Raw genomic sequence first — 24,866 nt, 5'->3', positions numbered from 1 at the left:
TGAAATCACGACTTGGCTCCAAAGCCCGGGCGCATCTGGACCTATATTCTCCCCCATAATCGGTTAGCGTTGTGCCAGGTAGAGGAATTAAACTGATCGCGCGGTGCGCTTCCGCTACAAGAGCGATGGCATCGGATAATAAACAGGGCAGCGCCCACCCGGAGTATCCATGAGCAATAACGCAGAAAGTCTGGCAAGTCAGCAACTCGACACCAGCAAACCGCCGGGAAATTTTTCCAGAATTATCCCAACTGCTGCACCACAAGGGTGGCCTGCCAGCATACTGCTCGCCTTTCTTTCCTCCGCCGGCCTTTATTACGTAAATATTTTCCCGGTGATCGTCGACTCGCTGATGGCCGGCGCCGGCCTCTCTGCGGCACAGGCCGGGGAGATCACCTTCGCCAATACCATCGGCGCGGTGATCGGCGCCTTTACCGTATCACTGCTGGTGAAGAGGATCCCGCAGTGGAAAGGCGCCGCCTTTGCGCTGCTGCTCTGTTCCATCGGCATGGACCTGCTGACCATCTTCCTCGCCAACCTCGACCTGCTGATTCCGCTGCGCCTGGTGCACGGTATCCTCGGCGGCGCCCTGGTGGGACTGGGCTTTGCGGTGATTGCCCGCAGCGGTATTGCCGGGCGCGCCTACAGCATGGTGCTTTTGGTGCAGTACACGGGCGGCGCCCTGGGACTCGGATTCCTGCCGGGACTGGTGAGCGAGTTCGGAACCTATGTGCCCTTCTACGCGCTGATCACCTTCAGCATGATCACCCTGGCCATGCTGCCCTTCCTCGCCGACTACCCCCTGCCCGTAGAAAAGGCGCGCGCAGTTTCGGAAGCTGCGATGGAAAAGGTGTCCTTGATGCCGATCCTGATCACCCTGGTGGCGCTGTTCTGTTTCCAGTTCGCCAATATGTCCCTGTTTGCGTTTATCTTCGACCTGGGTAAATCCTTTGGTCTGGAAGTGGCCTTTATCAGCCAGACACTCTTCTGGGCCAACCTGATTGCCATCGGTGGCGCGGCCCTGGCATCGGTTACCGGCCAGCGCTTTCCGCTGGCGCTGCCGCTGGGCATCGCACTGCTGGTGACACTGGGCGGGCTGCTGATGTTTATTTACAGCGGTCTCAAGCCGGTATTCATTGCCGCCAATATATTGACCGGCATTACCTGGGCCTTCTGTGTCCCCTATCTGCTGACCATGGCCTCGAGGTTCGACAAGGCCGGGCAGATGGGCGCCTTCGGCGGCTTCGCCTCCAAGATGGGGCTCGCCTGCGGGCCTCTGGTTGCCGGGCACTTTATTTCCGCGGGCGGCAGCTATACCCAACTGATCTGGATTGCGACACTGGTGCTGGTCATCTGCCTGGCGGCACTGCCATCGGCCGCGAGGCTGGACCGGGAAGTGACCGCCGCCGGCCAATAAAACCCAGATACAAAAAAAGGGAGCAGAGGCTCCCTGTCAATCGCCAGACAGTGGGCTCTCAGAAGAAGGACTGCAGGCGGGTGGGTTCAGTAAGCGGAAAGTAGCAGGCCGGCGGTTGGCGCAATGGCCTTCCACTGGCTTCTGACGAATTGCGGGTAAATCGGAAGAATCTGCCTGCAATCGAATACCTTCTCGGCGCCCCTATCATCGGTTCCATCCTGTGTTGTCATTCATTCCATTGTGGCGCTGCATGCGCCGCGCCAGGCGGGGAAGTGAATCTGAATTCCTTCAATCAGGAATTCCGGTGCCATCCGGGTTTTCTTCCCTGCACTTTAAAATTTAGGGAAGTCTGAACGGCGGGCTTTTCTCTGAGTACAGATCACTTGCCCCTGAATCCAGCACTGCGACGCTGCTCAAAATAGCTACAATAAAAAAATGCAGAAAACGATGACACGCGGCCGTCAACAGCCGCGCGAGCTGATCGAGAACCGCATTTCGTTTGCCGGACCCAGCTCGGAACTCAGTATTTACGACACCTATTTACCGGCGGAAAAGGTAGGCCTTACCGCGGGTGAATTACTCTATGCCGGCATGATCAATGGCCGCAAAACCATTTATGGCGCCCAGGGCTTCGAAGCCGATTTATTGCCTCACGAGACTTTCGTCATGGCACCGGGCCAGCATATCGAGATCGACTTTCCCGAAGCCAGCCTGGAGTGCCCGACCACCTGCCTGACCATCGAGATCGCGCGTGAACGGGTGGATGAGATCTGCTCGCGCCTGAATGCGGATGCGCCACTGCAGCGGGAATTCGAGGAGTGGCGCTTCCACCCGGAATCGCTGATCCACACGCCTCACAGCGCGGCCACCCAGGCGCTGCTGCAACGGCTGGTAGCCACCTTTACCGAGCAGTCCCACGACAGGGACCTGCTGATTGACCTGGGTATCGATGAGTTGCTGGTGCGCATGCTGCGCACCCAGACCCGCGGCCTGCTGCTCTCGACCTGCGCACAGAACCCGGAGATCAACGGGCTCGGTGCCGCCCTGCACCATATGCAGCAACACCTGGCGCAATCACTGGATATCGACGAGCTGTGCAAGATCGCCTGTATGAGCCGCAGTCGGTTTTTTAGCGAGTTCAAGAAACATATGGGTTGCACGCCGCAACAGTTTCAGCAGCAACAGCGTATGGCGGTGGCGCGCGAGCGATTGCAGAAAGGGGAATCGATAAGCCGCGTGTGCTTCGACCTGGGCTATCGCAACCTGAGCCATTTCAGCCGCCGCTTTCAGATGCAGTTTGGCAGCAGCCCGAAACAGTTCCAGCACAACCACACAGAAAAGCAGGCCGCCGACAAGACGGATTGAATTTCTCGCTGAAGGGTCAGCTATCCCGGGCGAGGATGGCAGAATCGATCAGCTTGCCCTCCTCGTTAAACCACTTGATACGGTGCCCATCCGCAACCACATAGAAGCTGGCCTTGCGGCCGTAGGACCAGTTGCGCCACTGGCGCACCCACAAGTCACCCTGCAGCCACCAGCGGCCGGTATCGGTTTCATCCACATCCACGTCATTGCGGGAATAGCCGAGCATGGTGCCATCGGCCATCAGTTGAATGCGGTAGGACTCGCCCAGGGTGTTGGTGCCGAGCAGCACGGATCCGGAGAATTCCTTCTGCAGCGCTTCCGCATTCAGGCGGCGGCCACAGGCCTCGGACAGGGTCTCCTCCGTCTCCGATACTTCGCCGTTGATCAACTGCGCCAGTATACGGACACCGGCTTCGATCTTGTCCGCCTCTATGGCGGCAAAACCCAAACGCAGGGTACTGGAATCGCGTACGGCTTCCACCAGCAGGCCCTCCTGCTCGGCGCGTTTTTGTAACAGTTCCGCGTCGACCCGCTGCGGCAGTTCCAGCCAACAGGCGGTGCCGCAGCTGGCGCGGCGCACGTGCAATTTGGGCAGGTGATACATCAGCGCCTCGCCGAGCGCGTTCCAGCGTTCGCGCAGCTGCTGGTTGATGCGGAAGCTGGCCGAGTCCAGGTGACCGGAGGCGACGAACTTGGCCAGCAGGCGCTGGTTGATCGCCGGCACCCTTTCCCTGAGCGTGTAGCGCAGCGCGCGCAAGCGCTGGATCACCGGTTTGGGCGCGACCACGAAGGCGAGTTGCATGCCCGGGTCTATCACCTTCGGGAACTGGTAGAGATAAATCACCGAGTCGCCACCGCTCATACTCTTGATCGGCGGCAGCGGGTTACCGTGGTAGCAGAATTCGTGATCGCAGTCGTTCTCGATAATCACCGAGCCCTGCGCCAGCGCCCACTGCAAAAGCTGGCGGCGGCGCTCCAGGCTGGTAGTCACCGCGGTGGGGTTGTGGGCGTTGGGTTGCAGGAAACAGCAATCGCTGTTTTGCAATTCCTCTCCGAGCAGCGGGCCGTCGCCATCCTGGGGCAGCGATGCGAGCCGGGCCCCGGTGCGGCGGAAAATCTCCTCGGTTTCCGTGCAGGCAGGCTGCACCAGTCCCACTGCGCGATTGCTGTTGAGCAGTAATTGCCCGAGCAGATAGCAGGCCTGCTGCAGGCCGCTGGTCAGCAGTATCTGCCCCGGCTCCACATAGATGCCGCGGCGCGGCAGCAGGCGGGTACAGATCTGTTCCACCAGCTGGCGGTCGTCCTCGTTGGCGCCGAGGGTGGCCCACTGGGCCACTTCGCGCCCGGCGTAGATATCCCGGGTGCACTCGCGCCACTCAGCCCCGGGGTAAAGGCGCGGATCGTATTCGTTGCTGACAAATGGAAACGGATACTGCAGCCAGTTGGCCGGGCGCGATTGCAGTGCGCGGCGGCTGACGGAAACCGGATTGCAGTGCCCGCGCCAGAAGGCCCGGTCCACATCGCCGCTGCTCGCCACCGCGGCGGCGCCCGTGTGGCTGATCACTCCCTGCTGCAGAATCGCCTCGTTGACATAGAAACCACTGCGCTCGCGGGTGACCAGGAAGCTGTCGTCCACCAGCTGCTGATAGGCGAGCACTACGGTATTGCGCGCGACCCCCAGCTGTTCCGCCATGCGGCGCGAGGACGGCATCTTGTGGCCGGCGGGGATGCTGCCGGACAGAATGCCCTGGATGATTTTTTCCCGTATCTGTGTCTGCAGGCTCTTGTCCGCCTGCGGGTCCAGTACGATCAGTGATTCTGCCATGGTAGAGCCGTTGCTGTTACGCACTTATTGTTATGGTTGCAAGAATAATGCCCCCGGTGATGCGCGCAAATCAAGCGCGTAGGAGGCCGCGGGGCTGAGGGCGAACACAGGGTTATCCCTCAGCAGATTTTTCGTCATACCGGCGAAGAGCCTGTGCCGGACTTGATCCGGTACCGGTATCCAGTTTCGAGGCACCTGGATTGCGGCCTTCGCCGGAATGACGATAGAGGATTTAGGAACTGGTCTCGTGGTGCTTGCGCAACCGCAATGCCAACCAGATCATCGCAAAGCCGAGCAGCATCACATAGGCGCCGATCAGCCACACCAGCGCCAGTGCACCGGCGCCGGGATTGAAGAGTATCGCCAAGCCGAATATCACCGACAGCAGCCCGGCGGCGATCAGCAGCCACTCGTTCCTGATTTCCTTGCGCAGCATCATGGCGCCGGCTATTTCGAAGAGTCCGCGCACCAGGGCCCAGACGCCGATAAAGATGACCAGCACCAGCGCGGTGACCTGCGGATACATAAAGGTCACTATACCGGCGGCGACACTGACCAGCCCGGCGACAATCAGCCACCACAGCGGCGTGGACTTGTGTCGACCGAGTACCGCCGCGACCAGGGACAGGAAGCCGTCGAGCAGGACGTAGATACCGAAGAGCAGTACCAGGGTCAGCAGCGAGAGACCCGGCCAGATAAACGTGAGTAGGCCGAAGATCACCGCGCAGATGCCGCGCAGCAGCAGCAGCCACCAGTTGTCGGTGAGCACTCGGAGAATCGGGCGGGTGGAGAGATTGGTCTCGGCAGACATACATCGGTCCCCGGTTGCACAGCTCCATTTATTTAAGTGTCGCCGGCCACGGAAAACCAATTTTTTGGGAATTTTTCCCAATAACAAATATCCGAACAGAGAGCGGCCCATGGACGCGACCTGACAGTCGACTCTGCAAAGACTGTGGTCGCGGCCCTGGGCCGCTTCATAAAAGTGTAGTTATATAATTACACTTCTGCTTATAGCGAACTGATGACGCCGCGCAGCTTGTCGACGATTGCATCTATCTCGTGCGCCTCGATAATCAGCGGCGGCGACATGCACAGGGCATCGCCGATACCGCGCGCCATAACACCGGCGTCCCAGGCCATGCCGGAGACCTTGCCACCGAACTTGCCTTTCAGCTCGTCCGGCGCGCGCAATTCGATAGCGCCGACAAGACCGTAGTTGCGCACGTCGATCACATTGCCCAGGTCGGCGAGGCTGTGCAGGGCATTTTCCCAGTGCTTGCCGATATCGCCACTGGCGCGGGTCAGCAGGCCCTCGCGCTCGTAGATATCCAGTGTCGCCATACCCGCGGCGCAGGCCACCGGGTGCGCGGAGTAGGTGTAGCCATGGAAAAACTCCACCATGCCTTCCGGAGCCGCGTTCATCACCGTCTTGTAGATTTCATCCTTCACGAACACGGCACCCAGCGGTACCGCCGCGTTGGTGATGCCCTTGGCGGAGGTGATCATATCCGGGGTCACGCCGAATTCGGTGGAGGCAAAGGCGGAACCGGTGCGCCCCCAGCCGGAAATCACCTCGTCGAAGATCAACAGCAGGTCGTGCTTGTCGCAGATTTCGCGCAGGCGCTGCAGGTAGCCTTTCGGCGGCAGTATCACACCACCGGCACCGGCGAAGGGCTCGACAATCACCGCTGCAATCTGGTCGGCGCCATGGAAAGCGACAAGACGCTCCAGGTCTTCCGCCAGTTCCACGCCGTGCTCCGGCAGGCCGCGGCTGAAGGCATTGCGCTCTATATCCAGCGTGTGGCGCATATGGTTGGATTTCACCGGCTGGCCGAAGGTCTGGTAGTTGGGCGGCAGGCCGCCGACGGAGATACCGCCGAAGTTCACCCCGTGGTACCCCTTCTCGCGGCCGATAAACATGGTGCGGGTACCCTTGCCGCGGGCGCGCTGGTATTGCAGGGCAATTTTCAGTGCACTCTCCACCGCCTCGGAACCGGAGTTGCCGAAGAACACATGGTCGATGCCATCCGGGGTATGCTTTACCAGGCGCTCGGCGTACTCAAAACTCAGCTCGTGGCCGAAGTTGAAGATGGAGCTGTAATCCAGCGTCTTCGCCTGCTGGTGAATGGCCTCGGCGATTTCCGCGCGGCAGTGACCGGCGTTGGAACACCATAGGCCGGCGGTGGCATCGATAATCTGGCGGCCGCCCTTTTCGGTCAGGTAGATACCCTCGGCGCGCTCGACAATCCGCGGCGCGGACTTGAAAGTGCGATTGGGGGTAAAGGGCATCCAGAAGGCTTCGGTTTTCAGTTCGGACATTTTTTTGCTCCGCGGTTTCCCTGTGAATTCGGTTAAATTTTCTGATCAATTCCAATCGTCATCCCGAACTCGATCCGGGATCCAGCTCCGGAGGTCAGGTTTAACCCCGGAGATTCCTGGATACCGGTACCGGATCAAGTCCGGCACAGGCCCTGCCCGGTATGACGATAGCGCCCAATCAGGCACCAAAACAGCAGTACTTGGTCTCGTAAAATTCTGCCATCCCCTCGACACCGCCCTCGCGGCCGATACCGGATTCCTTGCAGCCGCCAAAGGGCGCTACCGCCGTGGAGAAGACGCCGGTATTACAGGCCACCATGCCGTAGTCCAGCGCTTCCACCACGCGGTTGGCGCGGCGGATATTCTCGCTCATCACATAGGCGGCGAGTCCGTAGGGTGTGGCGTTGGCGCGGCGGATGACATCGTCCTCATCGGTGAATTTCTGCACCGGCGCCAGCGGGCCGAAGATCTCTTCCCGGGCGATACGCATCTCGTCGGTGACACCGGTAATCAGTGTAGGTGCAAAGTAGTTTTCGCCGTGTGACAGGAAGTCGCCGCCCAGCTCCACCTTGGCGCCGGATGCGATGGCGTCCTGCACCAGGTCGTTTACCCGCTCCGCGGCACGGCGGTGGATCAGCGGGCCCACGGCCACACCCTCGTCGCAGCCATGGCCGATTTTCAGTTCCGCGACGGCTGCGCGCAGCTTTTCGACAAACTGGTCGTGTACCGCCTCGTGCACATAGATACGGTTGGTGGACACGCAGGTCTGGCCGGCGTTGCGCATCTTGGTGGCCACACAGGCGCTCACCGCGGTGTCCAGGTCCGCGTCGTCGAAGACGATAAAGGGCGCATTGCCACCCAGCTCCATGGACATCTTCTTCACGCCACTGGCGCACTGGGCCATCAGCAGCTTGCCCACGGCGGTGGAACCGGTGAAGGTGAACTTGGCCACCCGCGCATCTTCGGTCAAGACCCTGCCGATACCGGGGGCGTCGGATCCCACCACCATATTGATGGTGCCCTTGGGCAGGCCAGCCTGCTCGGCCAGCTGGCACAGGGCCAGGGCGGACAGGGGCGTCTCCACCGGGGGCTTGATCACGACCGTGCAGCCGGCCGCCAGCGCTGGCGCCGCCTTGCGGGTGATCATGGCATTGGGGAAGTTCCACGGGGTGATACAGGTGACCACACCCACCGGCTGGCGGATGGTATTCAGGCGCATGGCCGGGTTGTGGGTGGGAATTGTCTGGCCGTAGGCGCGGCGACACTCCTCGGCGAACCACTCTATAAAGGAGGCGCCATAGATAATCTCGCCCTTCGCCTCTGCCAGCGGCTTGCCCTGCTCCAGGGTCAGGATACGCGCCAGGTCGTCGGCGTTATCCATAATCAGCTGGTGCCAGCGCTTCAGCACCGCCGCGCGCTCGCCGGCAGTCTTGCGCTTCCAGGCCGGGAAGGCCGCACTGGCCGCGGCCACGGCCGCCTCGGCATCTGCGGCACTGCCATCGGCCACCCGGGCCAGCAACTCGCCGTTGGCCGGGTCCCGCACCTCAATGGTGGACGCCCCGTCACGCCATTCGCCGTCGATATAGTTCTGAAGCTTCAACAAATCACTATTGGCCAGTTGCACCGCGTATCTCCTTGCAATTATTGGTCTAGAACAGCTGTTTTAGCAATTCTGGCGTGACTGGGCAGTGGCGAATAGTAGTATTTTTCCAACTAAAATTTACCTTTATCAAACTTTCCCCTAAGCTAGTCGAGCCTCCTGCAGGATGGACAAAGGAGCGCAGCGACGTGCCCATCTTTCAGCACGATGGGCACACTGCGCTTTGCCCATCCTACGCCCCCTCGCAGGGCCCTGATTACAGGTGAAGTGAAGAGTGCACCAATCCCCGAAGACATCACCATGAGCAAACCAAAATCCACCCTGACCGGACGCCTGAGTGATATAGACCTGCGCCTGCTGCGCGTCTTCCGCGAGGTAGTCCGCGCCGGCGGCCTGGCTCCCGCCGAGGTAGCCCTGAATATCAGCCGCTCCACCATCAGCACCCACCTCTCCGACCTGGAGGCGCGCCTGGGCATGCAGTTGTGCCTCCGGTCCCGCGGCCGCGCCGACTTCAAGCTGACCCAGGAAGGCGAGGCCGTCTACCAGGCCATCACCGAGCTCGACGGCCACCTGGAGGCCTTCAAAAGCCAGGTCAACGCCATCCAGTCCAGCCTCACCGGCCAGCTGCGCATAGTGCTGCCGGACGACGTACTGGAAATCCCCCAACTGGACCTGCCCGCCACCCTGGCCCGCATCCGCGACCGGGCCCCGCAGCTGCAGCTGGACCTGCAACTGGCCGCGCCGCAGGAACTGGAGCTGGAAATCCTCGCCGGCCGCGCCGACGTCGGTATCAACCCCCTCCACTCCCGCCGCCCCGGCCTCGACTACCGGCCGCTATTCCACCATCAGTCGCTGCTCTACTGTGGCAGCCAACACCCACTGGCCGGCGAACAGCAGGTAAGTGAGGAATTGCTAACCCAACAGGAACTGGCCGCTCCCAGCCACGCGGTGCTGTCCGGAGCGGCGCACCTGTATCGACTGTTCCCGCACAGATCCACCGCCAACCATATGGCCGCACGACTGGCGATGATATTGTCGGGGCAGTTTGTCGGCTTTCTACCGGAATACCTGGCGGAGCGCTATGTGCAGAGCGGAGAACTGCTGGCGCTGCACCCGGAGCGGTTTCGGTATCGGATTCAGAATGCGGCGACCTATAAGCGGAGTGCGGCGGAGCATCCGGCGCTGCGGTTGTTCCTGGAATCATTGGTGGTTAGAGACTGAGTTAGCCTTCCCGATATCAGAACCATCGTGCCAGCTTGGTGGGTTTCCGGCGTGGCTATATCTGGTGATTTATGGCTATATATGGGTATACACGGTCAGGTATGCCCATATGCCTATATATGCCCATGCCTATGAATAAAACTGTTAAGCATAAATACGGAAATGCCGAGAAAAATTGAGTTAAGTTACATAGTTTTTGCAGCATTAACCGCCGGTTACGCGGTAATTTCTGCTGCTTTAGGAGAAGTGATTTCATTTCAGCGTGCTGGATCTGAAGCTATTAGTGTTTTAGATGATCCGGAAAGATTCTGGGGCACTGTCTTAGTTTATACGGGCTTAGCACTTATAGCAGCCATTCTTGGAGTGAAATCCTATTTCCATCCAAAAATCTACAACTTTCTAAGTTTTGGCTTTGAATCTAAGCTTTCTTGGCAGCAGGTAATATTTGTTCTATGTCTCGCTGTTGCAATGTATTCTGGTATTTTCTGGCTTTCAGGAGTCTTGGCAAATGCTTAACAAGGCCATGAACTTCTCGCCTGACGGCGCCGGACAGCCTACGCTGCGCTCCGGCTGCCGGTTATGGCAACGTTATGTGTCAGTATGAATTTAAGTCCTCTAGAACAAAAAATATTCGATCTGTTGATTCAAGAAGATCCTGAAAAAGAAATCCTTAAAAGCCAGATTTCTCAAGTAGAGATTCTAGAGCGTAGTTATAGCGGCGTAGGAGTATTCACGAAATTTAAGGTGAGTGAGTCCGCAGAAAAATTAGGTAAAGAGAGACTAAAGCTCGAAGATTTTCCAGGGGCTTACCTTACCCATCCTGCTTTAGAGGCGGGCGCAGGTGTCATACTATGGTTAAATTCTGGCTACCTGGATACCTTAGAGTGTTTTACATATGGTGGTGACTGGCCAGCTAATGAGCAGTTATTCACAGTCCACACATAACAAACAGCGGCAGAGCGACAGCCAACGCTACGCACCTTTTGTGTTACTCGCTGTCGCTCAAACATTAACACAAAATGCGCTCCGCGCTGGCTGCGCCTGCGCTGGGCGTTAGGCGATAGAAGAATATGGACCTCGAATCACGCCTCAGAGTTTACGCAGATCTATCCTGCGAAATAATACGGAACGCTGCTTATTACAGCGCCGGATGGGAATCAAATGGAAAGCAAAAGCACGAAGACTCTGATTTCTGGGTAAATTTAGTTGGAAATTTCTTAGATATCGCAGTTTTGTCGTGGTGTTTTCTGTTTGGGGACAAGCGTGCTGAGTTTAGATGGCAAGAGATAATTCCGGATCACGATAAATTCATGGAACTATTGCTTTCACATCTAAAATGCAGTTCTGAAGAGTTTGAAGATTACATTTCTTGTATGCGCCTGTATCGAGACAAAAGGGTGGCACATAGAGATAAGTATCTAGTAGGAGATCTACAGATTGTTTACCCCTGTTTGGATATGGCTATAAAGTCCACAATGTTTTTCTATTCCAAGCTTTGCGAAGAGCAACCAATGATGCAGGAAATGTATGCCTACTCGGAGCTTGGCTCTTTCTATGCATGCAGGCTTTCAATGGCAGAGGCGGAGTATGAAAAAGCGGCATCGTAGCTCATATTCGCCTAACAATCGCAAGCAAAGCGACGCCAAAAAGCGGCGCGCTTGCTGCGGGCGTTAGCCATAAGGTCGTCTTAGAATGAAGATCTTCATATTATTTTTAATGCTTTTTACTTCTCAGTTAGCGTTCGGCTGCTACTGCGTAGATACTCCTCTTGAGAAGAGATACTTTGAGTCTGACTATGTTTATCTCGGTCAGGTTCACTCTTCAACGCTTGGTGACAATGGCGTAGTCACAAACGAGTTAGTTGTATTAGAAAAAATTAAGGGCGTAGCAGATACTAAAACTGTCAGAAATACATTGTTTCCTAAAGATATGTGTGCTTCTCACATGGTGGTAGGGTACAAGTATGTAGTTTTTGGGAAAACTGGTTCGATTCCAGAAATTAGTTCTTGTTCAAACATTAGCTCGCTCGGGGATATCGGTAAAGAGGGGCTGGCGCAGCTCCAAGAAATGGCTAACAAGTGACTGTACAATCCATGCAGAATATACGGTTTGGGCGACTTACGTTGGGCTCCAGCCGCACCTAACCGAGCGTTAGAGCCCATAGGAGATTCGAGAATGTGGCTATGCCCAAAGTGCGATAGAGAGTTTACACGTAAGAACCAGAGACACGCCTGTGGCACAGGAAATCGAGCCGATGTGGTACGAGATAGACCACAGTCAGTGGTCGAAGTATATAATGCGATAGAAAAATTCGTTAGAGATTTAGGCAAAGTCGAAATCGTTGCGAGAGAAAGATATGTCCTTTTCCGGAGCTCCAGGATATTTGTCGACCTCTCCATAATGAAAGATGCAGTTCGCATTGCCATTCATATTGGTCGAAGAGTCAAAAATCCTGTTTTTACTAAGATCGTTGACGATGGAAAACAAGTTACCCATGTGGCCAAAATTGGAAGCATTGGTGAACTAAGAGAAATAGAACCATTAATAGAGGAGGCTTATAAGTTTTCTCAGCCATAACAGTCTGTCTATCAATGTAGAGCCGAACTGTAATCCGGGAGCGTTCAGCTGGCAGAGAATCTCGAGTGAATATTTAAAGGATAAATTCCGTGTGGAGATCGTATTAATCTACCACTATCTGCGTGAAACAGACCGATATTTAGCATAGAATCGCGACTTATCGGACAAACAACGCAAAAATGGAGAGGCAGGAACCATTCCACGGCCTCGCATGCAATTTCAGGAGAAGAAAATGAAGAACCTCGTAAAATATTTCATCACACTACTTGTATCTTTCAGCGCGGATGTAATTGCTGAAGATAATCCAGGAAAATTTTTTCAGATCTATATGCAATTGGGAGAAAGCTTCGACGCCAACGTGGCAAACCTTTACGACGACAGCGCAAAAATTCATGCGTACCGTGTGTATCCTCATGGGTTAGAGCGAAATATGGAACTTAGCGGAGCTCAATGGAAAGAGCTCGTAAAAAAGCTAATGCCCATAGCAAGGGCCAAGAATGATAAAAGTACATTTTCTGACATAAATATCCTGGAAGTTGAAGGCGGGTACAAGATAAAGGCAAACAGATACTCTGAACGAAAATGCTATACAGATACAGGTTACTATATGATTCTAAAAAATGGGGATGATGGGAACCTGGCCATTTTTGAAGAGTATATGGAGACCAAGCCGCTGCCAGATTGCTAACGGTGTAATCTATGGCTTATTTTGTGTGCTTTTTCCGTGTAACGAAGGTGCTGCGATAGGTGTGCATCCACCCTGAACATGGCGTCGTCACCAGTGTGAACCATTGGTCTGTATAATCCTCGAACACTTCCGCTACTTTGGGGCTGCTGACTCTGCCCCCTTCTCAGGAAACCAACAAGAAGTTTACCAAGAGAATTATGGCCAATATTATTCTTATAGCTTTCCTTGCAGCTTTTGCGCTTATCGCCTATCGGAGCCACCGCAAGGCAGTGCTTTCCAAGCGAGAGAGGCTTATTGACTCCTTTCAGTTTCCCGACGCGATCCCTCAGAAAGTGATCGAGAAGTACCCGCACTTGAGCAGACGCGATGCCGATCGTGTAGTGAATGGCCTCCGGGAGTACTTCCAGCTCTGCAATATTGCCGGCAACCGTATGGTTTCCATGCCGTCACAAGTCGTGGACCTGGCCTGGCATGAGTTCATACTTTTTACCCGTAAGTATTATTACTTCTGCAATAGGGCGCTGGGCCGCTTCCTGCACCATACACCTGCCGAAGCGATGCGATCGCCAACCGTCGCGCAGGCGGGCATCAAGACAGCCTGGAGAATTTCCTGCTACCGGGAGAAAATTTCCCCGGACTCTGCAAAGAAACTGCCGCTATTGTTTGCCATGGATGCAAAGCTGAATATCCCGGACGGATTCAAATACTCCCTGAACTGCTCTCGCCCGGGGAGTAACGACTACTGTGCAGGCCATATTGGTTGCGGCTCTGGCTGCGGCGGCGGTTGCGGCGGCGACTCGTCTGGTTGCGGAGGAGGATGTGGTGGTGATTGAATACGAAAACCCGGTATCCGGCAGACGCCCCGGCTATCTGGCCCCGTCTGCCTGCGACGATCGGTTGACCATCCATTCTGAACAACAAGGAGCTCTCAGTGGTAACCTGCTATCTGAAATACGTCATTGACCCCTATAAAATCCCTGAGTTCGAGCACTATGCAAAGCTGTGGATTCCTCTGGTAAACAGGTTCGGCGGCAGCCACAACGGCTACTTCCTGCCTTCTGAGGGAGCCAGCAATATAGCATTGGCACTGTTCACTTTCCCAAGTCTCGCGGAGTACGAGAAATATCGCCTGGATTCGTTTAAGGATGCCGGCTGTATTGCTGCCTTCGAGTATGCCGAGGAAACACAGTGTATTCTCAGCTATGAGCGCAGCTTCTTCAGACCGGTGTTCGAGTAGCGACCGGCCAACACCCTCCATGGCTCAGAATCCATGAACAATATATTTTCATCACTGCCGGACGAGCTCGGCGAGGAAGTATTCGAGGACCTGGTCCGCAGCGAGTCCATGCGGATAGAGCGCATCATCTCGAAGGGCCAGGCATCCCCGGAACAGGGCTGGTACGACCAGGAGGAGAATGAGTGGGTGATGGTCCTGCAGGGGGCGGCAGAGCTGGCATTTGATAGCGGGCACGAGGTGAAGCTGGAAGTCGGGGACTTTATCAATATTCCCGCTCACAGCAGGCACAGGGTCAGCTGGACGGATCCGCACAACACCACCATCTGGCTGGCGGTGTTTTATCGATAGCCGCCCTGTCCGCCCTTTGGCCGCGCACTACTGATCCAGGTAGTGTTTCTCCAGAAACTCGGAGCGGAAATTCTGCGGCGGCATATCCCGGTCCGGGCGACCCTCCGGGGTAAAGTCCATCAGGTTCCAGTAGGGCCAGACGGTGTCGACGTGGTTGCTCGGCAGCTCGGTTCCCCAAAAATGGTAGATGTCGCCGTCCCGCTTCCTGAACACGTGCAGCACGGGCAATTGCATTTCGTCGTTTTCCCCCTGGCACCGATAGTCGGCCTGGTAGTTGGTGCCGAAACCCGACACCAGATTGATCTGGCTCCAGCCGCGGGTTCGCGCCCAGGCGTTGATCTTCTCCGCCGGGGCCTTGGCGATACCGCAGAAGGCGGCATCCTGGGAGACCTGGTAGGCGGTGCGGTCGAAGCCGTCCATCAATGACGTACAGGACAGGCAGGGCTTGTCCCAACCAGGGCCGTACATAAAGTTGTAGAGCAACAGGGTGGGCTTGTCGCCGAACAGTTCGGAGAGCCTGACCGGCTGGCCGACCCTGCCTTCATTCGCCCACTGGAACTGGTAGTCTTCCTTCAGGCGTCCGCCGGGCGGCAACTGCCGGCGCAGCTCGGCGACCCGCCCGACCTGTTCGATCAGGGCCTTTTCCTCTTCGAGCAGCCTGTCCCTGGCTTCTCTATATTCGGGGCTTTCATTGGGGTAGCGGGGTTCTGTCATGGCGGAGGATTCCCGGTCGATGGTGGATCTGGTCCAGAGTATAGTTAACCGCAACCACAAGCCCTGGTTGAACATTTCCGCACACGAACTTGGAGCAGCAGGTTTGAGCCAAAAAGATCCGGTAACCATCTACTATCTGCAAATGACCTCACCGGAGCAGATTCGCGGTAAGCCGCGCCCCGAGGGGCTGGAGGTCATGGAGGCGGAGGTGAAGGAGTTCCGCTTTAACCGCTATCTCTACCAGCTGGTGGGCGAGGCCTGGCAGTGGGCCGACCGATTGAAACTGCCCGACGCTGACTGGCAGCGCTACGCAGAGCGGGAGCAGCTGCGCACCTGGGTGGCCTACCACCGGGGCTCCATCGCCGGCTACTACGAACTGGAACAACAGGCGGGCGGCGATGTGCAGATCGCCTATTTCGGCCTGGCGCCGAAGTTTATCGGCAGGGGTTACGGCGGCTACCTGCTGACCCACGCGCTGGAATCCGCCTGGAGCTGGGGGGACACCAAAGAGGTCTGGGTGCACACCTGCACCCTGGACCACCCGGGCGCGCTGGACAACTATCGCGCCCGCGGTATGGAGGTTTACCGCACCGAGCGGGAGTAGGTGCGCGGTTATTGACGAGTATTCACACCATGCCTGAAAAGAGTCGCACGGTACTGCTGATTCCCGGCATTTTCGACTACGGATGGTCGATGCAGCGCATGCAGAAATCCCTGGCCTCCGCGGGATTCACAGCCCACTACATCCACCTGAAATACAACTCCGGCTGGCACGGCATGGAGCACCTGTCGCAACAATTGAAGGAGCAGTCGGAGACACACTGCGGGAAGGAAAGCACCTGTGCGCTGGTGGGGTTCAGTATGGGTGGCATAGTGGCGCGCCACTACTTGCAGTCGCTGGGTGGATTGGCGCGGGTGCACAAATTCATCTCCATCTCCAGCCCCCATTTCGGCAGCTTCTGGGCCAACCTGCTGCCCTACCGGGGCGGTCGGCAGCTGGGTATCGGCAGCCGCTTCCTGGCGGAACTCAATCGGGAGATAGACAGCCTCGCCTGCACCGAGCCGGTGTCCATCTGGACGCCCTACGACGCGACCATAGTGCCACACTCCAGCGCCCTGCTGCCGATTGGCAGGCACTACCAGTTTCCGGTCAAGTTGCACCGCTGGATGCCCGAGGACAGGGCGGTGATTGCGACCGTCAGTGCGGAGTTGAGCGACGCTTTGCGGTAGTGCCCGGCCGCAGCTTACGCCGCTCTGCAAGCGGTTATGGCTCTAATGATTACAGCGCGAAATATGTCACCCCGCCCCGCGCCAGCTCACCCGAAACCGGCATCAAACTGCTTGACGCCCGACGCCAGCTGCCTTAAAAACGCGCGTCGCAATTTACGCCTGATCACAAGATGTCGTGGGTCTCCTTTAACGTATTCCGCACCCTGGGGTTCGCGGACACCCTGCAGTTAAAACCCGGGGAGGTCTTCAGGTACAGGGCCGATATCGGCGCGGCCGACTGGGTACTGTTCCCCGAGTACTGGCAGCTGAACGCGCTGGTCTATGGCCTGAAGGCGCGGGTATTTCCCAGCGAGGCCAGCTACCGCCTGGGCCACAACAAGATAGAGATGACTCGCGCCTTCGAGCTGGTGGCGCCGGCCAACACCCCCGTTACCCGGATCGCCGCCAATACGCCGGAGAATGCCACCGGGTTGTGGGAGCAGATGGATCACCCCTTCGTGGCCAAGCTGCCCAAGGCCTCCCAGGGCAACGGCGTCTGGCTGATCGAGTCGCTGCAGGACTGGCGGGACTATTTGGCCGGGACCGATGTGCTCTATGTACAGGAGCTGCTGCCGATCGACCGGGATATCCGCATAGTGATCATCGGCGACCAGGTGATTGCCGCCTACTGGCGCCTGCAGGCGGCGCAGGGCTTCTACAACAATGTGGCCAGGGGCGGATTCGTCGACCGCAGCCCGGTGCCACGGGCGGCTGTGGACCTGGCCCTGCACCTGGCGCAGGCCCTGGAGATCAATCACGCGGGCTTCGATATCGCCATGGTCGGCGGCCACCCCTATGTGCTGGAGTTCAACCGGCTGTTCGGCAACCAGGGCATTGAGGGCGGCGACGCCCGCCTGCGCGAGGCGATACTCGACTACCTGTTGCAGCAGTCTGTGCCGACCGGGCCCAACTTCCCCAGCCGGCCCACGTCGCCGCGCCGGCGCCTCAGACAGGCGGCCTGATGCCGAGGCTGCCGGGAAATCCCGGCACCCCATTCACTCCTCTGGTCCCATCAATGCCCCACAGGTGGTGCTAACACCGCAGCCCGTTCAATCGCATCTTAGATTCGCTCTGTGTTAACCGGTCTCATGCTGCCCGCCGTTTGCGGCGGGAGACCGCATCGCTCAAGACAAGAATTCCTATAAAAACCAGGTGCGACTATGAAACCCTTCCCCAAACTGCGCTGGGCGCTGCTGGCGCCCGCCCTCGTTTTGCCGCTGGCCGCAAATGCGGCCACGGTTTTTTCCGACGATTTTTCCGATGGCGATATCGATGGCTGGTCCACTTCCGGCAATGTGGACGCCTACAACAATGAATCCATCCGCCTGCGCGCCACGGCCACGGCGACCCGCGCGGTTTCCACCGCCGGCTTTTCCTCTGTGTCGGTGGATCTTGTCATGTCCGCGACGTCGCTGGAGAACAATGAATACTGCTACGCGGAGATTTCCACCGACGGCGGCAACAACTGGATCACCGCGCTGACTGTCGCCAACGGCCAGGACAGCGGCACCCACTACAGCGCCAGCAGTTCGCCCGCCGGTATCGACAACAACCCACAGGTGCAAGTGCGCTTTCGCGGTACCGGCGCCACCACCGGCGACTACTGCTACGGCCAGTCGGTGGCGGTGACCGGCAGCGGCGGCGCGCCGACGGATCCGGATATCGACGGTCCCTCCGCTCTCAATTTCGGCAATATTGCCCCCGGCGGCAGCAATACCCTGAACGCGGCTATCTCCAATGCCGGCAGCGCCGACCTGGTGATTTCCAATGTCAGCAGCCCGGCGGCGCCCTTCAGCATCGCTTCCAACAACTGCACCACTGTAGCACCCGCCGGCAGCTGCCAGATCGGCGTCGAGTTTGCACCCGCCTCCGAGGGCAGCTTCAACGGCTCTATCACCGTCAGCTCCAACGATCCGGACGAGGGCAGCTTTGTTATCAGTCTCTCCGGCAGCTCAACCGAGGGCGGCGGCAGCGTCGAGGATTTCGATCCGCTCACCGGCAGTGGCAATGTCAGCCGCGGCCAGCTGACGTTCAATACGCTGATCAACGGCAGTGACCCGAGCTCGCTGGTGGACTACAGCCACTACGCGCTGCCGGCCAACGCGGCCATGCCGACGAACAACTTCGAGGGCAGCCTGGAACTGTTTGGCGAGGCCGGCGGCGGTGCCTTCGATGAACATGTGGATACTTTCCGCTATACGGGTTCCCAGGACACGACGCGCAAGCACCTGCCCGAGTTCGATTTCGAATTCATACAGACCGGCAGCCATCTATTCCCGGTGCAGCGTGGCTCTATTCCCAGCGCGCACCCGGAGTGGGAATATGTGCTGACACCCGGGCGCGTATGGAACGAGAACGGTGACGGCGGCTACAGCCGCGCGGCCCTGCCGTTTGCGCTGCAGCAGAAAAACGCCAACTGTATGCACAACGGCGTACTGACCTTCCTGTTCAAGGACGACGGCTCGGTGTCCGACGTTGCCTACCAAATTGCCGGCGAGACCTGCCTCTATTTCAAGGTGGATATGTGGGGCCAGCTTTCCGCAAGCTATACACCGCACAGTGTCAGCAATGCCGCCGACCTGATTGCCGGCTACCAGGCGGAAGTGAACGGGCGCATGCCGGTGAAGCCGCTGTCCGACCTGGCCACGGATTATCCGGGTACGGACGCGGGCAAGTTCACCGCGCCCGGCGGTAAGGACCCGGCCCATATCTCCCTGGTGGGCTTTGTGATCGACGGCACTCACTATGTAGGTGGCTGTGCGTCGCGCCGGGGCGATTACCCCTACTGCGAATCCCTGGCAGTGCCCTCCTACTCCAGCGCCAAGTCGGTATTTGCCGGCAGCACCCTGATGCGCCTGGAGCAGAAATACTCCGGCAGCTTCAACCAGATTGTCGGCAACTATGTGCCGGACTGTGCAAGCAGTGGAAACTGGGACGACGTGACCTTCGAAAATGCGCTGGATATGGCCACCGGCAATTACAATCTGGCCGGCTATATGAGCGACGAGGGTGCCAGCCACACCAACGACCTCTTCCTGCCGGAAGACCACGCGTCCAAGATCGGTTACAGCTGCACCGAATATCCACGCAAGGCGACGCCGGGCACCCAGTGGGTCTATCACACCTCCGATACCTATATTCTCGGCACGGCGATGAACGCCTATGTGCAGGGTATCGAGGGCAGCGGTACGGATATTTTCACCGATATCCTGGTCGACGAAGTACTGTCACCGCTGGGTGTCAGCCTGACGGCGGAATTCACCCGCCGCACCTACGACGCCACCGCGCAGCCGTTTACCGGCTGGGGGCTGATGTGGCTGCGCGACGACGTGGCCAAGATCGGCAGCTTCTTCTCTGGTGCCAGCCAGACACTACTCGATCAGTCGGAGCTGGACGCGGCCATGCAGAGGAACCCATCCGACCGCGGCACTGATCCACTCGCCGACTACAAGTACAACAACGGCTTCTGGGCCCATGAGATCAGCGGCAACCTGTCCGGCTGCAGCAGTGACCTGTGGCTGCCGTTCATGTCCGGCTACGGCGGTATCTCGGTGCTGATACTGCCGAACGACAGCGTCTACTACTACTTCTCCGATGACGACGAGTATGTGTGGATGGATGCGGCGGTGGAGGCCCACTCGATTCGCAGTCTCTGTAACTGAAAATCCCTACAGATCAGCCTTCTCGTCATTCCGGCACAGGCCGGAATGACGAGCCAGTGACGGCTTTATTTGCAACAGTTTTTCACAGAAAGAACATAGAACTATGAAAATAATCAAACACCTCGCGGTGGCCGCGGCACTCTGTGCCTGCGCCTCGTCGCAACTGAAGGCAGACACTCTGGTGTCGGACGATTTCCAGGACGGCAACCTGAACGGCTGGAGCACCAGCGGCACCGTCTATCCCAATTACTATTACGGCAACTATTCGATCGGTATTCAGGGCGTCGGTAGCAGCGCCAGCCTGGCCTTCTCCACCCAGGGCTATGTCAACGTGAATATCTCCCTGGATATTTCCGCCTATGCGCTGGAGTTCGGCGACAGCTGTATCGCCGAGGTGTCCAACGACGGCGGCAATACCTGGGTCAATGCCATCACCCTGGTCAATGGCCAGGACAACAGCGCGCTCTACACGGCCAGCAGCGTCGCCATCGATGCAGACAACAAGCCTTCGATGCTGATCCGCTACCGCACCAGCGTGAACCAGTATTACGACTACTGCTACGGCGACAATATTCTCGTCACCGGCGATGTGGACAGCGGCGGTGGCAGCAGTGGCGGCGGTAGCAATGACGACTACTACGATGAGCTGAGCGGCAATGGCAATGTGAACCGCACCCTGCTCAGCTACGGCACACTGATGAGCGGCAGCGATCCCGGTGCGCGCATCGATCTGAGCGGCTATGCGCTGCCGGTTGACGCAGCGCATCCGCAGCACGCCTTTGCCGGCAAGCTGACCCTGAGCGGCGAGGCCAGCGGCGGCAGCTTCGCCGAGCACGAGGACACCTACAATTACACAGGTCCCGGCGACAATACCCGCAAGCACCTGCCGGAATTCGATTTCCAGTTTGTGCAGACCGGCAGCCATATCTTCCCACTAGCCCGCGGCTCCATTCCGAGCTCGCATCCGAATTGGGAATATGTGCTGACACCGGGACGGGTGTGGCAGGAGAACGGTGACAACGGCTACAGCCGCGCGACCATTCCCTTCGCACTGCAGCAGCGCAATGCCAACTGTATGCACAACGGGATTATGTCCTTCCTGTTCAAGGAGGATGGTTCGGTGTCCAAAGTCGCCTACCAGATCAGCAGCGAGACCTGTCTCTATTTCAAGGCGGACTGGTGGGGACTGCTGAGTGCGACCTACACGCCGCAGACGATTGCCGGCCAGAGCCAGCTGATCCAGGATTACCAGGACGAAATCGCCGCGCGGCTGCCGGTGAAGCCGCTGTCCGCACTGGCGAGCGACTACCCGGGCACGGACTACAGCGCCTTCGCTGCGCCCAACAGTACCGACGCCAGCCATATCAGCACCGCCGGCTTCGTCATCGACGGCACCCACTACCGCGGCGACTGTGTGACCCGCAACGGCGACTACCCCTACTGCGAATCCCTGGTGGTACCTTCCTACTCCACCGCCAAGTCACTGTTCGCCGGCGTGGCCATGATGCGCCTGGAACAGCAGTATCCGGGTGTGCGCAACAGCATCGTCGCCAGCCATGTGGGCGACTGTGCCAGCAACGGCAACTGGAGTGATGTGACGCTGAACAATGTGCTGGATATGGCCACCGGCAACTACGGCAGCAGCACCTATATGGAAGACGAGGGCGCGACGCACACCGACAATCTCTTCCTGGTGGATAGTCACGCGAGCAAGATCAATTACAGCTGCACCCAGTATTCGCGCAAGGCGACGCCGGGCAGCCAGTGGGTCTACCACACCTCCGATACCTATATCGCCGGTGCGGTGATGAACGCCTACCTGCAGAATCAGCAGGGCAGCTCCGCGGATATCTTTGCCGATACTGTCGTCGAGGACCTGTGGAAACCGATCGGCGTCGGCCCCACCGGCCAGTACACGCGCCGCACCTACGATGCGGTCGAACAGCCGTTCGCCGGCTGGGGGCTGATGTGGCTGCCGGACGATATCGCCAAGATCGCCAGCTTTGTCGCTATCGACGATGGCAAAATTAATGGGCAGCAGATGCTGAACGCGGCGCAGCTGGATGCGGCACTGCAGAGATCAGTTTCCGATATCGGCACTGTGCCGCTGGCGGACTACCGCTATAACAATGGGTTCTGGGCGCACGATGTGGCCGGTAACCTGAGCGGTTGCAACGGCGCCCAGTGGATTCCCTTCCTGTCCGGATACGGCGGCATCACCGTAGTGCTGCTGCCGAACGACAGCGTCTACTACTACTTCAGCGACAACGATACCTACTACTGGCTGGAGGCGGTGCAGGAGGCACACGGAATTCGCAGCGCCTGCCAGTAATTCCGCAAACTGCCTGAATCGGCGCCCGCGCAGGGCGCCGCAAATGAAAGCGAATTATTCACTCCGCCAGCTGGGTAATCAGCTCCATGGCCCGCGGCCACTCGCCGTAGCCCGAGGCGGGATTCAGGTGGCCGACCTGCCCTTCGTTGACCAGCACACTGCCCCAGTCCCGAGCCATCTGCGCCACGCGCTCGAAATCCCCCAGGGGGTCGTTGCTGCTGGCGGCGACGATACTCGGGAACGGCAGTGGCCGGCGCGGGATCGGCAGCCAGCCGTTCTCTTCCAGCACCGCCGTGCCTGGGTAGCCCTCGGGAAAGGGTGATTCCACATCGGCGGGGGCTGCCAATAGCGCGCCCACGATCGGGCGACTGTATCTCTGCGCCCAGTGCGCCACCATCATGACACCGGCGCTGTGTGCCACCAGGATGACCGGCCCGTCGATGGCATCCAGTGCGCACTGCAGCGCTTCGACCCGCGCCGCACAGCTGAGCCTGTCCACTTCCAGCGGCGGCACCGTATGCACCTTGCTGAGCCGCTCGGCCAGCAGCGTCTGCCAGTGCTCGGCGACATGGTCGCGCAGCCCTGGAACGATCAGGACGGTCGGGTTTTCACTATTGGCCATTTTGCTACCTCTGCAAATTCAACGGACCATCAGGACTCGAAACAGAAGTCGGCAAACTGCTGCCGCAGTTCCCGTTTCTGGATCTTGCCGGTGGCGGTGTGCGGCAGGGCATCCACCACTTCCATGGCGCCGGGCAGCCACCACTTGGGCACCCTGCCGGTGAGAAACTCGCGCATCTGTTCCAGGCTCAAGTCGTCTTCGGCAATTTTCAGGACCACTACCAACAGCGGCCGCTCCTGCCACTTGTCGCAGGGCACACCGATCACCGCGGCCTCCGCAACTTTCGGGTGGCCGACGGCGACATTTTCCAGATCGATGGAGCTGATCCACTCGCCGCCGGACTTGATCACGTCCTTGGCGCGATCGCAGATACGCATGTAGCCATCGCTGTCGATGGTGCTGATATCGCCGGTGCGGAAATAGCCCTCACGGTCGAAATCCTCAACGGTGCCCGGCGGGTCGCCGAAATAGCCGCTGGTGATCCAGGGGCCGCGAACCCAGAGTTCGCCCATCGCCTCGCCGTCGTGCGGGAGGGGATTGCCGTCGTCATCGACGATTTTCAGTTCGACGCCGTAGACGGGCATACCCTGTTTGGTCTTCTGCGCCGTGCGCTCTTCGCGGGATCCCAGGTGCATGGCCGGCTTCAGTCGGCACACGGTACCGAGCGGCGACATCTCGGTCATGCCCCAGGCGTGCACAAAGTCCACGCCCTGCTGTTCCTCGAAGTATTCGATCATCGACGGCGGCGCGGCCGAACCACCCACCACCATGCGCTTCAGCGTCGGCAGTTCGAAACCGTATTCCTGCAAATGCTTCTGCAGGCCGAGCCACACCGTGGGCACACCCGCAGTCAGGGTGACCCCCTCGCGATCCATCAACCGATACAGGCTCTCGCCATCGAGACGCGGTCCGGGCAGTACCAGTTTGGCGCCCGACATCAGCGCGGCATAGGGAATGCCCCAGGCGTTGACGTGGAACAGGGGCACCACCGGCAGCACCGCGTCGTCCATGCCAATTTCCAGGCCGTTGGGTGTAGTGACCGTCAAAGCGTGCAGCACGGTGGAGCGGTGGCTGTAGAGCACACCTTTGGGGTTGCCGGTTGTGCCGGAGGTGTAGCAGAGGGCGCAGGCCTGGTTTTCATCAAACTCGGGCCAGGAAAAGGTGTCCACCTCGCAGTTGATAAATTCCTCGTAGTTGCTTGTCGCCAAGCCGTCGACGGTTTCTGCGGCGTCGCCGTTCAAGATGATCAGGGCGCGCACTGAGTCCGTTCTGGCGGCGATAGGCGCAACAAGGTCCCTGAACATCGGGTCGACGAACATCAGCGTATCTTCGGCGTGTTCGACGATGTACTCGATCTGCTCCGGGAACAGGCGCGGGTTGATGGTGTGGCACACGGCTCCGATACCGGAAATTGCATAATAGAGTTCCAGGTGGCGGTGATCATTCCAGGCCAGGGTCGCCACCCGGTCACCGGGCTTGACCCCGGCATTGCGCAGGGCATTGGCCAGTTTGCACACGCGCCGGCCGAACTCCGCAAAGGTGTAGCGAAACGACGGCTGGTCGGCGGTTACCGAGACAATTTCCCGATCTGCAAAGTAGGTGGTGGCGTGGCGGAAGATACTGGAAATCAACAGCGGCCACTGCATCATTTTGCCGTGCATAGTATT

The 24,866-nt window shown here is 58.5% G+C and carries 24 protein-coding genes; 17 read left to right on the top strand and 7 right to left on the bottom strand.

The window, feature by feature from the left end; all coding sequences use genetic code 11:
• Positions 1-169 precede the first annotated feature (169 nt).
• Both IG627_RS00315 and IG627_RS00310 read left to right on the top strand, forming a co-directional pair.
• Entirely contained in the window at positions 170-1,417 is a 1,248-nt protein-coding gene (locus tag IG627_RS00315; protein ID WP_193189145.1) for an MFS transporter, read from the top strand.
• 447 nt (positions 1,418-1,864) lie between these two features.
• Positions 1,865-2,782 carry a helix-turn-helix transcriptional regulator gene (locus tag IG627_RS00310; RefSeq protein ID WP_193189144.1) on the top strand — a complete coding sequence of 306 codons (918 nt, stop codon included), beginning with the start codon at positions 1,865-1,867 and terminating at the stop codon, positions 2,780-2,782.
• 16 nt (positions 2,783-2,798) lie between these two features.
• On the opposite strand, the gene IG627_RS00305 is transcribed toward IG627_RS00310, so the two are convergent.
• The 4 genes from IG627_RS00305 to IG627_RS00290 form a co-directional block, all read right to left on the bottom strand.
• Positions 2,799-4,607 (bottom strand): aminotransferase-like domain-containing protein, encoded by a 1,809-nt coding sequence (locus tag IG627_RS00305; RefSeq protein ID WP_193189143.1) that lies wholly within the window; start codon positions 4,605-4,607, stop codon positions 2,799-2,801.
• 232 nt (positions 4,608-4,839) lie between these two features.
• Complete coding sequence (locus tag IG627_RS00300; RefSeq protein ID WP_193189142.1) at positions 4,840-5,418, bottom strand: HdeD family acid-resistance protein; 579 nt, start codon at positions 5,416-5,418, stop codon at positions 4,840-4,842.
• Between the two features lie 200 nt (positions 5,419-5,618).
• Positions 5,619-6,929: an aspartate aminotransferase family protein gene (locus tag IG627_RS00295; protein WP_193189141.1), complete on the bottom strand. Its 1,311-nt coding sequence runs from the start codon at positions 6,927-6,929 to the stop codon at positions 5,619-5,621.
• 178 nt (positions 6,930-7,107) lie between these two features.
• The gene (locus tag IG627_RS00290) at positions 7,108-8,553 is read right to left on the bottom strand and encodes an NAD-dependent succinate-semialdehyde dehydrogenase (RefSeq protein WP_193189140.1); all 1,446 of its coding nucleotides are present in this window, start codon (positions 8,551-8,553) and stop codon (positions 7,108-7,110) included.
• Positions 8,554-8,829: 276 nt separating this feature from the next.
• Between IG627_RS00290 and IG627_RS00285 the strand changes: the two genes are divergently transcribed.
• The 10 genes from IG627_RS00285 (at position 8,830) to IG627_RS00240 (ending at position 14,600) form a co-directional block, all read left to right on the top strand.
• On the top strand, positions 8,830-9,750 hold the full coding sequence (locus IG627_RS00285; RefSeq protein ID WP_193189139.1) for a LysR family transcriptional regulator: 921 nt from the start codon (positions 8,830-8,832) through the stop codon (positions 9,748-9,750).
• Positions 9,751-9,912: 162 nt separating this feature from the next.
• Positions 9,913-10,266, top strand: a complete 354-nt coding sequence (locus IG627_RS00280) for a hypothetical protein (RefSeq protein ID WP_193189138.1) — start codon at positions 9,913-9,915, stop codon at positions 10,264-10,266.
• Positions 10,267-10,329: 63 nt separating this feature from the next.
• Complete coding sequence (locus IG627_RS00275) at positions 10,330-10,695, top strand: hypothetical protein (RefSeq protein ID WP_193189137.1); 366 nt, start codon at positions 10,330-10,332, stop codon at positions 10,693-10,695.
• A 125-nt stretch (positions 10,696-10,820) separates the two neighbouring features.
• Positions 10,821-11,357 (top strand): hypothetical protein, encoded by a 537-nt coding sequence (locus tag IG627_RS00270; RefSeq protein WP_193189136.1) that lies wholly within the window; start codon positions 10,821-10,823, stop codon positions 11,355-11,357.
• Between the two features lie 85 nt (positions 11,358-11,442).
• Positions 11,443-11,832: a hypothetical protein gene (locus tag IG627_RS00265; RefSeq protein WP_193189135.1), complete on the top strand. Its 390-nt coding sequence runs from the start codon at positions 11,443-11,445 to the stop codon at positions 11,830-11,832.
• Between the two features lie 93 nt (positions 11,833-11,925).
• Positions 11,926-12,327: a DUF5655 domain-containing protein gene (locus IG627_RS20765; RefSeq protein ID WP_226864559.1), complete on the top strand. Its 402-nt coding sequence runs from the start codon at positions 11,926-11,928 to the stop codon at positions 12,325-12,327.
• 232 nt (positions 12,328-12,559) lie between these two features.
• Entirely contained in the window at positions 12,560-13,015 is a 456-nt protein-coding gene (locus tag IG627_RS00255) for a hypothetical protein (RefSeq protein WP_226864558.1), read from the top strand.
• A gap of 197 nt (positions 13,016-13,212) precedes the next feature.
• Positions 13,213-13,848, top strand: coding sequence for a glycine-rich domain-containing protein (locus IG627_RS00250; protein ID WP_193189132.1), 636 nt, complete (start codon positions 13,213-13,215; stop codon positions 13,846-13,848).
• 98 nt (positions 13,849-13,946) lie between these two features.
• On the top strand, positions 13,947-14,252 hold the full coding sequence (locus tag IG627_RS00245) for an NIPSNAP family protein (RefSeq protein WP_193189131.1): 306 nt from the start codon (positions 13,947-13,949) through the stop codon (positions 14,250-14,252).
• Between the two features lie 33 nt (positions 14,253-14,285).
• A complete protein-coding gene (locus tag IG627_RS00240; protein WP_193189130.1) occupies positions 14,286-14,600 on the top strand; it encodes a cupin domain-containing protein in 315 nt (104 codons plus the stop codon).
• Positions 14,601-14,627: 27 nt separating this feature from the next.
• On the opposite strand, the gene IG627_RS00235 is transcribed toward IG627_RS00240, so the two are convergent.
• Positions 14,628-15,314 carry a DUF899 family protein gene (locus tag IG627_RS00235; protein ID WP_193189129.1) on the bottom strand — a complete coding sequence of 229 codons (687 nt, stop codon included), beginning with the start codon at positions 15,312-15,314 and terminating at the stop codon, positions 14,628-14,630.
• 103 nt (positions 15,315-15,417) lie between these two features.
• Here IG627_RS00235 and IG627_RS00230 point away from each other — a divergent pair, with 103 nt between their 5' ends.
• The 5 genes from IG627_RS00230 to IG627_RS00210 all read left to right on the top strand — a co-directional run bounded on the left by IG627_RS00230 (position 15,418) and on the right by IG627_RS00210 (position 22,577).
• Positions 15,418-15,918, top strand: a complete 501-nt coding sequence (locus IG627_RS00230) for a GNAT family N-acetyltransferase (RefSeq protein WP_226864557.1) — start codon at positions 15,418-15,420, stop codon at positions 15,916-15,918.
• Between the two features lie 29 nt (positions 15,919-15,947).
• Positions 15,948-16,544: an esterase/lipase family protein gene (locus IG627_RS00225; RefSeq protein WP_193189128.1), complete on the top strand. Its 597-nt coding sequence runs from the start codon at positions 15,948-15,950 to the stop codon at positions 16,542-16,544.
• A 170-nt stretch (positions 16,545-16,714) separates the two neighbouring features.
• The gene (locus IG627_RS00220) at positions 16,715-17,545 is read left to right on the top strand and encodes an ATP-grasp domain-containing protein (RefSeq protein ID WP_193189127.1); all 831 of its coding nucleotides are present in this window, start codon (positions 16,715-16,717) and stop codon (positions 17,543-17,545) included.
• A gap of 198 nt (positions 17,546-17,743) precedes the next feature.
• Entirely contained in the window at positions 17,744-20,245 is a 2,502-nt protein-coding gene (locus IG627_RS00215) for a choice-of-anchor D domain-containing protein (RefSeq protein ID WP_193189126.1), read from the top strand.
• Between the two features lie 103 nt (positions 20,246-20,348).
• Positions 20,349-22,577 (top strand): serine hydrolase domain-containing protein, encoded by a 2,229-nt coding sequence (locus IG627_RS00210; protein WP_193189125.1) that lies wholly within the window; start codon positions 20,349-20,351, stop codon positions 22,575-22,577.
• Between the two features lie 58 nt (positions 22,578-22,635).
• On the opposite strand, the gene IG627_RS00205 is transcribed toward IG627_RS00210, so the two are convergent.
• Both IG627_RS00205 and IG627_RS00200 read right to left on the bottom strand, forming a co-directional pair.
• Positions 22,636-23,199 carry an RBBP9/YdeN family alpha/beta hydrolase gene (locus IG627_RS00205; RefSeq protein ID WP_193189124.1) on the bottom strand — a complete coding sequence of 188 codons (564 nt, stop codon included), beginning with the start codon at positions 23,197-23,199 and terminating at the stop codon, positions 22,636-22,638.
• Positions 23,200-23,228: 29 nt separating this feature from the next.
• Entirely contained in the window at positions 23,229-24,860 is a 1,632-nt protein-coding gene (locus IG627_RS00200; RefSeq protein ID WP_193189123.1) for a long-chain fatty acid--CoA ligase, read from the bottom strand.
• Positions 24,861-24,866: the final 6 nt, after the last annotated feature.

It is taken from the genome of Microbulbifer taiwanensis (assembly GCF_014904815.1).
In the GTDB taxonomy this organism is placed as follows: Bacteria; Pseudomonadota; Gammaproteobacteria; order Pseudomonadales; family Cellvibrionaceae; genus Microbulbifer; species Microbulbifer taiwanensis.
Note: the sequence above shows the minus strand (reverse complement) of the source record. Positions and strands in the feature narration are given on the sequence as shown.